Below are 12,662 nucleotides of genomic sequence, written 5' to 3'. Positions count from 1 at the left end.
AACGGTTATTCGCCCTACATTGCCGGTGGGCTTGGCGTAGGGTGGATAACGCCTACGGCGTTATCCGCCGTTTGGCTTTGGCTACGGGCGGCTCCGGGTTTGATCTGGGCTGGCCTGGACGAAGCGCTTGATTCGTTCGGCCGCTTCCACGCATTCCGCCAGCGGCGCGACCAGGGCCATGCGCACGCGGTTGGCGCCGGGGTTTTCGCCGTTCACTTCGCGGGACAGGTAGGAGCCCGGCACCACGGTGACGTGCTGCTGGTCGAACAGGCCGCGGCAGAACTCGGTGTCGGCGATGGACGTCTTCGCCCACAGGTAGAAGCTGCCGTCCGGGCGCTGCACGTCGAGCACGCCGGCGAGGATGTCCAGCACCGCGGCGAACTTCTCGCGGTACAGGTCGCGGTTGGCGCGCACGTGGTCTTCGTCCTGCCAGGCGGCGATGCTGGCCAGTTGGGTCTGCACCGGCATGGCGCAGCCGTGGTAGGTGCGGTACAGGAGGAATTTCTTCAGCACCTCGGCGTCGCCGGCGACGAAGCCCGAGCGCAGGCCCGGCAGGTTGGAGCGCTTGGACAGGCTGTGGAACACCACGCAGCGCTTGAAGTCCGAGCGGCCCAGTTCGGCGCAGGCGCTGAGCAGGCCGGGCGGCGGGTTCTGCTCGTCGAAGTACAGCTCGCTGTAGCACTCGTCGGCGGCGATCAGGAAGTCGTGCTTGTCGGCCAGGGCGATCAGCTTCTTCAATTCGGCGAGGGGGACAAGCGCGCCGGTGGGGTTGCCCGGGGAGCAGAGGAAGAGGATCTGGCAGCGCTGCCAGACCTCCGCCGGCACCGCGTCGAAGTCCGGGTTGAAGCCGTTCTCGGCGCGGCATGCCAGGTAGTGCGGCTGCGCGCCGGCCAGCAGGGCCGCGCCTTCGTAGATCTGGTAGAAGGGGTTGGGGCTGATCACCAGGCCGTTCTTGCTGCGGTCGACCACCGCCTGGGTGAAGGCGAACAGCGCCTCGCGGGTGCCGTTCACCGGCAGCACGTGGCGGGCGGCGTCCAGCCAGCCTGCGGGGACGCCGAAGCGGCGCTCGCACCAGGCGGCGATGGTTTCGCGCAGCGCCGGCAGGCCCAGGGTGGTCGGGTACACCGCCAGTTGGTCGAGGCTGTCGGCCAGGGCCTTGGCGACGAATTCCGGCGAGCGGTGCTTGGGCTCGCCGATGGACAGCGCGATGTGCGCAAGCCCGGCCGGCGGCTGGGCGCCGGCGAGCAGGGCGCGGAGCTTCTCGAAGGGGTAGGGCTGGAGCAGGTCGAGGTCTGGGTTCATGTGAATCGCTCGTCAGATGCTGATGCGGACCGGAACGGTTTCCTGGCCGTTGGCCTGTGAAAGCTGCTCGACCAGGGCCGCCTGCAGTCGCTTGCACAGGTCCGGGTCGGAGAGTGGCTGGTTGTGCGCGTCGGTGACGTAGAACACGTCTTCCACGCGCTCGCCGAGGGTGGCGATCTTGGCGTTGCGCACCGACAGGTCGAAGTCCAGGAACAGCCCGCCGATGCGCGCCAGCAGGCCCGGGCGGTCGGGGGCGATGACCTCGAGCACGCTGACCTGGCGCGAGGCGTCGGTGGAGATGGTCACCAGCGGCGCGAAGGCGAAGTGCTTGAGCTGCCGGGGCACGCGGCGCTGGATGATGTTCGGGTAGTCGTCGGGATTCTTCAGCGCGTCCACCAGGCCCTGGCGGATTTCGGCGATGCGCTGGGGATTGTCGCCGATCGAGCCGCCATCGGCGTCGAGCACTATGTAGGTGTCGAGGGTGAACAGGCTGGTGGAGGTGATGATCCGCGCGTCCTGGATGTTCAGGTTGAGCTGGTCCATCGCCGCCACGGTCACGGCGAAGAAGTCGTGCTGGTCGGCGGCGTAGATGAAGATCTGCGTGCCGCCCTCGAACTCGCGCTGGGTGGTTTCCTTGATCAGCACCAGCGGCGTGCCGTCGTCCGGGTGCTGGAGGATGGCCTCGGTGTGCCAGGCCACGTCGGCGGCGCTGTGGCGCAGGAAGTAGTCGTCGCCCAGCTGGCTCCAGAGCTGCTCGGCGTCGTCCTGGTCGATGCCGTCGCGCACCAGGATGTCGATGGCCGCGCTCTGCGTCTGGCGGATCTGCTCCTCGCGGTCCAGCGGGTTCTCCAGGCCGCGGCGCAGGGCGCGCTTGGTCTCGGTGTAGAGCTGGCGCAGCAGGCTGGCGCGCCAGGAGTTCCACAGGCTCGGGTTGGTGGCGTTGATGTCGGCCACGGTGAGCACGTAGAGGTAGTCCAGGCGCGTCTGGTCGCCGACCAACTGGGCGAAGTCGAAGATCACCTGCGGGTCGGAGAGGTCCTTGCGCTGCGCGGTGGTGGACATCACCAGGTGGTTCTGCACCAGCCAGCTGACCAGTTGGGTGTCCCACTGCGGCAGCTGGTGGCGCTGGCAGAACAGCTCGGCGTCCACCGCGCCCAGCTCGGAATGGTCGCCGCCACGGCCCTTGGCGATGTCGTGGTAGAGCCCGGCGAGGTAGATCAGCTCGGGCTTGGGCAGGCGCTCCATGATCTTGCTGGCCAGCGGGTACTTCTCGGCCATGTCCGGGCGCTGCAGCTTGCGCAGGTGCTTGATCAGGTTGAGGGTGTGGGCGTCCACCGTATAGATGTGGAACAGGTCGTGCTGCATCTGCCCGATGATCAGGCCGAACTCCGGCAGGTAGCGGCCGAGGATGCCGTAGCGGTTCATCCGCCGCAGGTTGCGATGGATGCCTTCGCGGCACTTGAACAGCTCGATGAACAGGCTGGTGTTGCGGATGTCGTGGCGGAAGTCGTCGTCGATCAGGTGCCGGCTGTCGCGCAGCAGGCGGATGGTGTCGGCGCGCACGCCCTTGATCGCCGGGTGCTGGGCCATCAGCACGAAGATTTCCAGGAGGGCGAAGGGGGTGCGCCTGAAGACGTTGGCGTTGGTCACCTCCAGGTAGCCGTCGCGGACCTGGAAGCGGCTGTTCAGCGGCGTCACCTGGCCGCCTTCGCCGGCGCGCAGGATGACTTCCTCGAAGTGCTGCATGATCAGGTCGTTCAGCTCGGAGACCGCCATCACCACCCGGTAGTACTTCTGCATGAAGCGCTCGACGGCCAGCTTGGCGTCGTTGTCCTGGTAGCCGAGCATCCCGGCGATGCGCCGCTGGTGGTCGAACAGCAGGCGGTCCTCGGCGCGCCCGGCGAGCATGTGCAGGGCGTAGCGGACCTTCCAGAGGAATTCCTGGCAGGAGGCCAGCACGCTGGACTCGCTTTCCACCAGGAAGCCTTCCTTGACCAGCGCGTGCAGGTTGAGGCTGCCGAAGTGGCGGCGGGCCACCCAGAGGATGGTCTGGATGTCGCGCAGCCCGCCGGGCGAGCCCTTCACGTTGGGCTCCAGGTTGTATTCGGTGTCGTTGTATTTGGTGTGGCGGTGGATCTGTTCCTTGCGCTTGGCCAGGAAGAACTGGCCGCTGGGCCACATCTGGCTGGTGGCCGTGGCTTCGAGCATGCGCTGGCGCAGGTGGTCGGGGCCGGAGATGGTCCGGCACTCCATCAGGTTGGTCACCACCGTCAGATCGGCGCGCGCTTCCTCGGCGCACTCGGCCACCGAGCGCACGCTCTGGCCGACTTCCAGGCCGATGTCCCAGAGCAGGGTGAGGAAGCCCTCGATGGGCTCGCGGAAGACCTCCTGGTCCTCGCTGTCGAGCAGCACCAGGATGTCGATGTCCGAGTGCGGGTGCAGCTCGCCGCGGCCGTAGCCGCCCACCGCCACCAGGGCGATGTCGGCGTCCTCGCACCAGGCGAAGCGCTGCCAGGCCTGCTGCAGGATCTGGTCGACGAACCAGGCGCGGTCCTCGATCAGCCGGCGGATGTCACGGCCGCCGTTGAAGCGCGCGTCCAGCACCTCGTTGGCCTGGCGGATGGCCTTCTTGAAGGCGGGGATGGGGCTGGATTTGAGGGCCAGTTCCGCCTGGAACTGCCCAGGGTCGAACAACTCGGGATCCACCTGCGGCATGGCGGCCTTCCTGATTCTGGGATGGGGGAGGGCAGGGGCAAGTCATCGTCCGGGCCTGGGCGCGTGGCGCCAGGCCCGGCGAGGGTGCCGGGCCGGGATTTCTATGTTCTACCCAGCCGTCGGCGAGATTGCAACGCCGCTCACGCGCTGGTGCGCGGGAAGCTCTCGTCGTTGCGCAGGGTGAGGATCTCGTAGCCGTCGGCGGTCACCAGCACGGTGTGCTCCCACTGGGCGGAGAGCTTGCGGTCCTTGGTGATGGCGGTCCAGCCGTCGCCCAGCAGGCGGGTTTCCGGGCGGCCCTGGTTGATCATCGGCTCGATGGTGAAGATCATCCCTTCCTTGAGCTCCAGGCCGGTGCCGGCGCGGCCGTAGTGCAGCACCTGGGGCTCCTCGTGGAACACCTTGCCGATGCCGTGGCCGCAGTACTCGCGCACCACCGAGAAGCCGTTCTTCTCGGCGTATTTCTGGATCACCTCGCCGATGTCGCCCAGGCGCGCGCCGGGCTTGACCACGGAAATGCCCTTGTACATGCATTCCTGGGTGATCTGGCACAGACGGTCGGCCCATTCCGGGGTCTTGCCCACCAGGAACATCTTGCTGGTGTCGCCGTGGTAGCCGTCCTTGATGACGGTGATGTCGATGTTGACGATGTCGCCTTCCTTGAGCGGCTTCTCGTTGGGGATGCCGTGGCAGACGACGTGGTTGATCGAGGTGCAGATGGACTTGGGGAAGCCCTTGTAGTTCAGGGGCGCGGGGATGGCCTGCTGGACGTTGACTATATAGTCGTGGCAGATGCGGTCCAGTTCGTCGGTGGTGACCCCGGGCTTGACGTGCTCGCCGATCATTTCCAGCACCTCGGCGGCCAGGCGGCCGGCGATGCGCATTTTCTCGATGTCTTCGGGCGTCTTGATGGTGACGGTCATAGAATTCTCGGACGCGGGCGGAAAAAGGCAATGGTAACAGTTTCGCAGGCGGCAGGCTGCCATGGAGGCTGGAGGCTGGAGGCTGGAGGCTGGAGGCTGGAGGCTGGAGCGAAGAGCGAAAAGCGGCGGTGCGTCGATCGCCTGTCGTCCGGCTTCCAGCTTCTAGCCTCCAGCAGCTTTGTGTGATATAAAGCGCCCCGCTTTTGCAGGCTATGGCCTGTTCAAGCCTAACCCACACATGCATCGACACGATGACCTGGGTGCCCTGCGACGCGTTCGGGGGTTGGTCATTGGGATGCATGGAGGCCCAACCCGACTTATCGAGGAACTATCATGTCCCAAGTCAACATGCGCGATATGCTGAAGGCCGGTGTGCACTTCGGCCACCAGACCCGTTACTGGAACCCGAAAATGGGCAAGTTCATTTTCGGCGCGCGCAACAAGATCCACATCATCAACCTGGAAAAGACCCTGCCGCTGTTCAACGAGGCCCTGACCTTCGTTGAGCGCCTGGCCCAGGGCAAGAACAAGATCCTGTTCGTCGGCACCAAGCGTTCCGCCGGCAAGATCGTTCGCGAAGAAGCCGCCCGTTGCGGCATGCCGTACGTCGACCACCGTTGGCTGGGCGGCATGCTCACCAACTACAAGACCATCCGTCAGTCGATCAAGCGCCTGCGCGAGCTGGAAACCCAGCAGCAGGACGGCACCTTCGACAAGCTGACCAAGAAAGAAGCCCTGATGCGCACCCGTGATCTGGAAAAACTGGATCGCAGCCTGGGCGGCATCAAGGACATGGGCGGCCTGCCGGACGCGCTGTTCGTGATCGACGTCGACCACGAGCGCATCGCCATCACCGAAGCCAACAAGCTGGGCATCCCGGTCATCGGCATCGTCGATACCAACAGCAGCCCGGACGGCGTCGACTACGTCATCCCCGGTAACGACGACGCCATCCGCGCCGTTCAGCTGTACCTGGGTTCGATGGCCGAAGCCGTACTGCGCGGCCGTCAGAACGCCCAGGGCGGTGCTGACGAGTTCGTCGAAGAAGCGCCGGCCGAATCCGCCGAAGGCTGATTCCGGGACGTCCAGACGTCCAGCGGTGCGCAAAAAGGGGGCCTGGCCCCCTTTTTGCCACTCCCGAATTCCGCCCGGCCCGCCGGGCGATCTGGTTTTGAGAACCAACTCAAGAGGATTTGCAAATGGCAGAGATCACTGCAGCACTGGTTAAAGAACTGCGCGAGCGTACCGGCCAGGGCATGATGGAGTGCAAGAAGGCCCTGGTTGCCGCCGAAGGCGACATCGAGAAGGCCATCGACGACATGCGCGCTTCGGGCGCCATCAAGGCTGCCAAGAAGGCCGGCAACATCGCCGCCGAAGGTTCCATCGCGGTGAAAGTGGCCGACGACGCCAAGGCCGCCACCATCATCGAAGTCAACTCGCAGACCGACTTCCTGGCCCTGCAGGACGACTTCAAGAACTTCGTCGCCGCCAGCCTGGACAAGGCTTTCGCCCAGAAGCTGAGCGACGCCGCTCCGCTGATCGCCGAGCAGGAGTCCGCCCGTGAGGCCCTGGTCGCCAAGTGCGGCGAGAACGTCAACATCCGTCGTCTGGCCCGCGCCGAAGGCGACGTGGTCGGCGCCTACCTGCACGGTCACCGCATCGGCGTACTGGTCACCCTGAAAGGCGGCAACGCCGAACTGGCCCGTGACATCGCCATGCACGTCGCCGCCAGCAACCCGCAGTTCCTGGATCCGTCGCAGGTTTCCGAAGAAGCCGTGGCCAAGGAAAAGGAAATCTTCCTGGCGCTGAACGCCGACAAGATCGCCGGCAAGCCGGAAAACATCGTCGAGAACATGGTCAAGGGCCGCATCAACAAGTTCCTCGCCGAAGCCAGCCTGGTCGAGCAGCCGTTCGTCAAGGATCCGGAAGTCAAGGTCGGTGAACTGGCCAAGAAAGCCGGCGCCGAGATCGTCTCCTTCGTTCGCTTCGAAGTGGGCGAGGGCATCGAGAAGGCCGAGGCCGACTTCGCTGCCGAGGTTGCTGCTCAAGTAGCTGCATCCAAGCAATAAGACGGTTTCCACCGTCGCCCCGGAAGAGGCTGCCCGCTCGCGCGTGCGGCCTCTTCGTCAAAGTGGGGAGACCATTCGGGGCGGTCTCCACGGCTTCGCACCGTTCGTCGGTTCGCGGCGCTGCTAGCCTGGTAGGGCCAGGCTTCCCCGACAGGCGCCCGGACAGGCGCCCCGCATTCCACATCGCCGCAGGAGAAAAAGGTCATGGCTCAGCAGCTGAGCGCACGTCAACCTCGCTATAAACGCATTCTTCTAAAACTGAGCGGCGAAGCCCTGATGGGCAGCGAAGAGTTCGGTATCGACCCCAAGGTCCTGGACCGCATGGCCCTGGAGATCGGCCAACTGGTCGGCATCGGCGTGCAGGTCGGCCTGGTCATCGGCGGCGGCAACCTGTTCCGTGGCGCGGCCCTGTCGGCGGCCGGCATGGACCGCGTCACCGGCGACCACATGGGCATGCTGGCCACCGTCATGAACGGCCTGGCCATGCGCGACGCCCTGGAGCGCTCGAACATCACCGCCATCGTCATGTCGGCCATCAGCATGGTCGGCGTCACCGACCATTACGACCGCCGCAAGGCCATGCGCCACCTCGCCAGCGGCGAAGTGGTGATCTTCTCCGCCGGTACCGGCAACCCCTTCTTCACCACCGACTCGGCCGCCTGCCTGCGCGCCATCGAAATCGATGCCGACGTGGTGCTGAAGGCGACCAAGGTCGATGGTGTGTACACTGCCGATCCGTTCAAGGACCCGAACGCCGAGAAGTTCGAGCGCCTGACCTACGATGAAGTGCTCGACCGCAAGCTGGGCGTGATGGACCTGACCGCCATCTGCCTGTGCCGCGACCAGAAAATGCCGCTGCGGGTGTTCAACATGAACAAGCCGGGCGCGCTGCTGAATATTGTTGTTGGTGGTGCCGAGGGCACCCTGATCGAGGAGGATTGACATGATCAACGAGATCAAGAAAGAAGCGCAGGAGCGCATGGGCAAGACCCTGGAGGCCCTGGGTCACGCCTTCGCCAAGATCCGCACCGGCCGTGCGCACCCGAGCATCCTGGACAGCGTCATGGTGTCCTACTACGGCTCCGACACCCCGCTGCGCCAGGTCGCCAACGTCACCGTCGAGGATTCCCGCACCCTGGCCCTGAACGTGTTCGACAAGAGCATGATCCAGGCGGTCGAGAAGGCCATCATGACCTCCGACCTGGGCCTGAACCCGGCCACCGCCGGCACCACCATCCGCGTCCCCATGCCGGCCCTGACCGAGGAAACCCGCAAGGGCTTCACCAAGCAGGCCCGCGCCGAGGCCGAGCAGGCCCGCGTCTCCGTGCGCAACATCCGCCGCGACGCCCTGGCCCAGCTCAAGGACCTGCAGAAGGAAAAGGAAATCAGCGAGGACGAAGAGCGTCGCGCCGGGGACGAGGTGCAGAAGCTCACCGACAGGTTCGTCGCCGAGATCGACAAGGCCCTCGAGGCCAAGGAAGCGGATCTGATGGCCGTCTGACGGCCAGGTTGCAGTCATGGACAAGACCAAGCAGTTGGCCGCGGTGCCACGTCACGTGGCCATCATCATGGACGGCAACAACCGCTGGGCGAAGAAGCGCCTGCTGCCCGGCGTTGCCGGGCACAAGGCCGGCGTCAGCGCGGTGCGTGCGGTGGTCAAGACCTGCGCCGAGGCCGGTGTCGAGGTCCTGACGCTGTTCGCCTTCTCCAGCGAGAACTGGCAGCGCCCGGTCGACGAGGTCGGTGCGCTCATGGAGCTGTTCCTCATGGCCCTGCGCCGCGAGGTGCGCAAGCTCGACGAGAACGGCATCCGCCTGCGCATCATCGGTGATCGCAGCCGCTTCCACGCGGAGCTGCAGGCCGCCATGCGCGAAGCGGAGAACCTCACCGCCGGCAACAAGGGGCTGCTGCTGCAGGTGGCGGCCAACTACGGCGGCCAGTGGGACATCACCCAGGCCGCCCAGCGCCTGGCCCGCGAAGTGCAGGCCGGGCACCTGGCGCCGGACGACATCACCCCCGAGCTGATCCAGGGTTGCCTGACCACCGGCGACCAGCCCTTGCCGGACCTGTGCATCCGCACCGGCGGCGAGCACCGCATCAGCAACTTCCTGTTGTGGCAGCTGGCCTACGCCGAGCTGTACTTCTCCGATCTCTACTGGCCGGACTTCAAGAGCGCGGCGATGCGCGAAGCGCTGGCCGACTATGCCACCCGCCAGCGTCGCTTCGGCAAGACCAGCGAGCAGGTGCAGGCCGAGGCCCCCCCGTCATGCTGAAACAACGGATCATCACGGCGCTGGTGCTGCTGCCCATCGCGCTGGGTGGTTTCTTCCTCCTCGATGGCCTCGCCTTCGCGCTGTTCATCGGCCTGGTGGTGACCCTCGGCGCTTGGGAATGGGCGCGCCTGGCCGGCTACAACGAGCAGCCGGCCCGCGTCGGCTATGCCGGTGTGGTCGCGCTGCTGATGCTGCTGCTGTACTGGCTGCCGCAGCTGGCCGGGGCCGTGCTGTTGCTGGCGGTGCTCTGGTGGCTGCTGGCTACCGTGATGGTGCTCACCTACCCGGACAGCGCCTCCAGCTGGGGCGGCCGCTGGCGCCGCCTGCTGATCGGCCTGCTGATCCTGCTGCCGGCCTGGCAGGGGCTGGTGGTGCTCAAGCAGTGGCCACTGGCCAACTGGCTGATAGTCGCGGTCATGGTGCTGGTCTGGGCCGCCGACATCGGCGCCTATTTCTCCGGCAAGGCCTTCGGCAAGCGCAAGCTGGCGCCGCGGGTCAGCCCCGGCAAGAGCTGGGAAGGCTTCTACGGCGGCCTGGCGCTGAGCCTGGCGATCACCTTCGCGGTGGCCATCTATCGTGACTGGTCGGTGCGCGAACTGCTGCTGGCGCTGCCCTGCGCGGCGGTGGTGGTGGCGCTGTCGGTGGTCGGCGACCTGACCGAGAGCATGTTCAAGCGCGAATCGGGCCTGAAGGACAGCAGCAACCTGCTGCCGGGCCATGGCGGCGTCCTCGACCGCATCGACAGCCTGACCGCGGCCATCCCGGTCTTCACCGTGCTGCTCTGGGCCACCGGCTGGGGCACGCCATGAGCGCGCCGCAGCAGGTCTGCGTGCTGGGGGCCACCGGCTCCATCGGCCTGAGCACCCTGGACGTCCTCGCGCGGCATCCGCAGCGCTACAGCGTCTTCGCCATCACCGGGCATTCCCGTCTCGCCGAGCTGGAGGCCCTGTGTTTGGCCCACCGGCCGCGTTTCGCGGTGGTCGCCAGCGACGAGCAGGCCCGCCATCTGCGGGGCGCCCTGCAGGCCGAAGGCCTGGCCACTCGCGTACTGGTGGGCGAGCCGGGGTTGTGCGAGGTCGCCGGCCATCCCGAAGTGGACGTGGTCATGGCCGCCATCGTCGGTGCCGCCGGCCTCAAGCCGACCCTGGCGGCGGTGCAGGCCGGCAAGCGCGTGCTGCTGGCCAACAAGGAGGCGCTGGTGATGTCCGGCGCCCTGTTCATGCACGAAGTGCAGGCCCATGGCGCGGTGCTGCTGCCGATCGACAGCGAGCACAATGCGATCTTCCAGTGCATGCCTGGCGACTACGCCCGGGGCCTGGGCCAGGTCGGCGTGCGACGCATCCTGCTGACCGCCTCCGGCGGCCCGTTCCGCGAGACGCCGCTGGATCAACTGTCGGAAGTTTCCCCGGAGCAGGCCTGTGCCCACCCCAACTGGTCCATGGGACGGAAGATTTCCGTCGACTCTGCCAGCATGATGAACAAGGGCCTGGAGCTGATCGAGGCCTGCTGGCTGTTCGATGCCCCGCCGTCGAAGGTGGAGGTGGTGATCCACCCGCAGAGCGTGATCCATTCCCTGGTCGACTACGTGGATGGCTCGGTGCTGGCCCAACTGGGCAACCCCGACATGCGCACACCCATCGCCCACGCCCTGGCCTGGCCCGAGCGCATCGACTCCGGGGTATCGCCGCTGGACCTGTTCGGCATCGCCCGCCTGGACTTCCAGGCCCCCGACGAACAACGCTTCCCCTGCCTGCGCCTGGCGCGCCAGGCGGCCGAGGCGGGCGGCAGCGCGCCGGCGATGCTCAATGCCGCCAACGAGGTGGCGGTGGCCGCATTCCTCGAACGGCGCATCCGTTTCACCGAGATCGCGGTTATCATCGACGAGGTGCTGAACCGCGAGGCCGCCATGCCGGTCGAAAGCCTCGACGTGGTGCTGGAGGCCGACCGCCGTGCGCGCGAAGCCGCGCAGGCCTGGTTGCATGGGCGTGGTCGCTAGGCCCTGAGCCCTGGAGGTAGAGATGAGCGCACTTTACATGGTCGTCGGGCTGATCATCGCCCTTGGCGTCCTGGTGACATTCCACGAGTTCGGTCACTTCTGGGTGGCGCGCCGCTGTGGGGTCAGGGTGCTGCGCTTCTCGGTGGGCTTCGGCACGCCCCTGGTGCGCTGGCACGACCGCCACGGCACCGAATTCGTGGTGGCCGCCATTCCCCTGGGCGGCTACGTGAAGATGCTCGACGAGCGCGAGGGCGAGGTGCCTCTCGACCAGCTCGACCAGGCCTTCAACCGCAAGACGGTATTCCAGCGCATCGCCATAGTCGCGGCGGGCCCTGTGGCCAACTTCCTGCTGGCCATCCTGTTCTTCTGGATCCTCGCCATGCTGGGCACCCAGCAGGTGCGCCCGGTCATCGGCTCCATCGTGCCCGACAGCCCGGCGGCGCTGGGCGGCCTGGCCGCCGGCCAGGAAGTGCTGGCGGTGGATGGCGAGCCGGTGGACGGCTGGGCGGCGGTCAACCTGCGCCTGGTGCGGCGCCTGGGCGAGACCGGCGAGCTGAGCGTCAGTGTGCGCGAGCCGGGCTCCTCGGCGCAGAGCCTGCACCAGTTGCCGATCAAGGCCTGGCTGAAGAGCGCGGACAACCCCGATCCCATCGGCGGCCTGGGCATCCAGCCGTGGCGTCCGGCCATGCCGCCGGTGATCGCCGAACTGGACCCGCAGGGCCCCGGCAAGGCCGCGGGCCTGGCCATCGGCGACCGGCTGCTGCGGGTGGACGGCCAGGCGGTGGACGACTGGCAGCAGGTGGTCGACAAGGTACGCGCTCGTCCGGAGCAGTCCGTGAGCATCGCCCTGCTGCGCGACGGCCAGGAGCGCGAGCTGACCCTGAAACTGGCGGCGAAAGGCGAGGGCAAGGCCCGTGCCGGTTACCTGGGGGCCGGTGTGGCCGGTGGCCAGTGGCCGGCGGAAATGCTCCGCGAGGTCAGCTTCGGTCCGGTCGCCGCGGTGGGCGAAGCGCTCTCCCGAACCTGGTCGATGAGTCTGCTAACCCTGGATTCTCTAAAGAAAATGGTGCTGGGCCAGCTCTCGGTAAAAAACTTGAGCGGGCCGATAACCATTGCTAAAGTGGCGGGCGCTTCGGCCCAGTCCGGCGTAGGGGATTTTCTGCATTTCCTCGCCTATCTGAGCATAAGTTTGGGGGTTCTCAACCTGTTGCCGATACCCGTCCTCGATGGCGGGCATCTGTTGTTCTACCTGGTCGAGTGGGTGCGTGGCCGCCCATTGTCAGAGCGGGTCCAGGCTTGGGGGATGCAGATCGGCATCAGCCTGGTCGTTGGGGTCATGTTGCTGGCCCTGGTCAACGATCTGAGTCGACTGTAGCTGCCATTG

Annotated in this window: 11 protein-coding genes; 8 read left to right on the top strand and 3 right to left on the bottom strand. The window is 66.5% G+C overall.

The window, feature by feature from the left end; translation table 11 throughout:
- Positions 1 to 81: 81 nt before the first annotated feature.
- The 3 genes from dapC to map all read right to left on the bottom strand — a co-directional run bounded on the left by dapC (position 82) and on the right by map (position 4,940).
- A complete protein-coding gene (gene dapC / locus PcP3B5_RS23180) occupies positions 82 to 1,302 on the bottom strand; it encodes a succinyldiaminopimelate transaminase (RefSeq protein WP_061562511.1) in 1,221 nt (406 codons plus the stop codon).
- Between the two features lie 12 nt (positions 1,303 to 1,314).
- Complete coding sequence (locus tag PcP3B5_RS23175; RefSeq protein ID WP_061562510.1) at positions 1,315 to 4,017, bottom strand: [protein-PII] uridylyltransferase; 2,703 nt, start codon at positions 4,015 to 4,017, stop codon at positions 1,315 to 1,317.
- A gap of 140 nt (positions 4,018 to 4,157) precedes the next feature.
- Positions 4,158 to 4,940 carry a type I methionyl aminopeptidase gene (map, locus tag PcP3B5_RS23170; protein ID WP_009616630.1) on the bottom strand — a complete coding sequence of 261 codons (783 nt, stop codon included), beginning with the start codon at positions 4,938 to 4,940 and terminating at the stop codon, positions 4,158 to 4,160.
- Between the two features lie 333 nt (positions 4,941 to 5,273).
- Between map and rpsB the strand changes: the two genes are divergently transcribed.
- The 8 genes from rpsB to rseP all read left to right on the top strand — a co-directional run bounded on the left by rpsB (position 5,274) and on the right by rseP (position 12,653).
- Positions 5,274 to 6,014, top strand: a complete 741-nt coding sequence (gene rpsB / locus PcP3B5_RS23165; RefSeq protein WP_009616632.1) for a 30S ribosomal protein S2 — start codon at positions 5,274 to 5,276, stop codon at positions 6,012 to 6,014.
- Positions 6,015 to 6,139: 125 nt separating this feature from the next.
- Positions 6,140 to 7,009, top strand: coding sequence for a translation elongation factor Ts (gene tsf, locus PcP3B5_RS23160; RefSeq protein WP_043271196.1), 870 nt, complete (start codon positions 6,140 to 6,142; stop codon positions 7,007 to 7,009).
- A gap of 204 nt (positions 7,010 to 7,213) precedes the next feature.
- Entirely contained in the window at positions 7,214 to 7,951 is a 738-nt protein-coding gene (pyrH, locus tag PcP3B5_RS23155; protein ID WP_009616635.1) for a UMP kinase, read from the top strand.
- A gap of 1 nt (position 7,952) precedes the next feature.
- The gene (frr, locus tag PcP3B5_RS23150; RefSeq protein ID WP_043271194.1) at positions 7,953 to 8,510 is read left to right on the top strand and encodes a ribosome recycling factor; all 558 of its coding nucleotides are present in this window, start codon (positions 7,953 to 7,955) and stop codon (positions 8,508 to 8,510) included.
- A gap of 16 nt (positions 8,511 to 8,526) precedes the next feature.
- Positions 8,527 to 9,282, top strand: a complete 756-nt coding sequence (locus PcP3B5_RS23145) for an isoprenyl transferase (RefSeq protein WP_061562509.1) — start codon at positions 8,527 to 8,529, stop codon at positions 9,280 to 9,282.
- Positions 9,276 to 10,091: a phosphatidate cytidylyltransferase gene (locus PcP3B5_RS23140; protein WP_043271190.1), complete on the top strand. Its 816-nt coding sequence runs from the start codon at positions 9,276 to 9,278 to the stop codon at positions 10,089 to 10,091. Before PcP3B5_RS23145 ends, PcP3B5_RS23140 begins: the two co-directional genes overlap by 7 nt.
- On the top strand, positions 10,088 to 11,278 hold the full coding sequence (gene ispC / locus PcP3B5_RS23135) for a 1-deoxy-D-xylulose-5-phosphate reductoisomerase (protein WP_061562508.1): 1,191 nt from the start codon (positions 10,088 to 10,090) through the stop codon (positions 11,276 to 11,278). The genes PcP3B5_RS23140 and ispC overlap by 4 nt, the downstream gene beginning before the upstream one ends.
- Before the next feature lie 22 nt (positions 11,279 to 11,300).
- The gene (gene rseP / locus PcP3B5_RS23130; RefSeq protein ID WP_043271186.1) at positions 11,301 to 12,653 is read left to right on the top strand and encodes an RIP metalloprotease RseP; all 1,353 of its coding nucleotides are present in this window, start codon (positions 11,301 to 11,303) and stop codon (positions 12,651 to 12,653) included.
- Positions 12,654 to 12,662 lie beyond the last annotated feature (9 nt).

Source organism: Pseudomonas citronellolis (assembly GCF_001586155.1).
GTDB classification, from domain to species: Bacteria; Pseudomonadota; Gammaproteobacteria; order Pseudomonadales; family Pseudomonadaceae; genus Pseudomonas; species Pseudomonas citronellolis.
This window is presented reverse-complemented; position numbering and strand designations above follow the sequence as displayed.

Bases quoted from the DNA above. Each gene is read 5' to 3' on its own strand.
- dapC (WP_061562511.1), bottom strand. From the start codon at position 1,302: ATGAACCCAGACCTCGACCTGCTCCAGCCCTACCCCTTCGAGAAGCTC.
- PcP3B5_RS23175 (WP_061562510.1), bottom strand. From the start codon at position 4,017: ATGCCGCAGGTGGATCCCGAGTTGTTCGACCCTGGGCAGTTCCAGGCG.
- map (WP_009616630.1), bottom strand. From the start codon at position 4,940: ATGACCGTCACCATCAAGACGCCCGAAGACATCGAGAAAATGCGCATC.
- rpsB (WP_009616632.1), top strand. From the start codon at position 5,274: ATGTCCCAAGTCAACATGCGCGATATGCTGAAGGCCGGTGTGCACTTC.
- tsf (WP_043271196.1), top strand. From the start codon at position 6,140: ATGGCAGAGATCACTGCAGCACTGGTTAAAGAACTGCGCGAGCGTACC.
- pyrH (WP_009616635.1), top strand. From the start codon at position 7,214: ATGGCTCAGCAGCTGAGCGCACGTCAACCTCGCTATAAACGCATTCTT.
- frr (WP_043271194.1), top strand. From the start codon at position 7,953: ATGATCAACGAGATCAAGAAAGAAGCGCAGGAGCGCATGGGCAAGACC.
- PcP3B5_RS23145 (WP_061562509.1), top strand. From the start codon at position 8,527: ATGGACAAGACCAAGCAGTTGGCCGCGGTGCCACGTCACGTGGCCATC.
- PcP3B5_RS23140 (WP_043271190.1), top strand. From the start codon at position 9,276: ATGCTGAAACAACGGATCATCACGGCGCTGGTGCTGCTGCCCATCGCG.
- ispC (WP_061562508.1), top strand. From the start codon at position 10,088: ATGAGCGCGCCGCAGCAGGTCTGCGTGCTGGGGGCCACCGGCTCCATC.
- rseP (WP_043271186.1), top strand. From the start codon at position 11,301: ATGAGCGCACTTTACATGGTCGTCGGGCTGATCATCGCCCTTGGCGTC.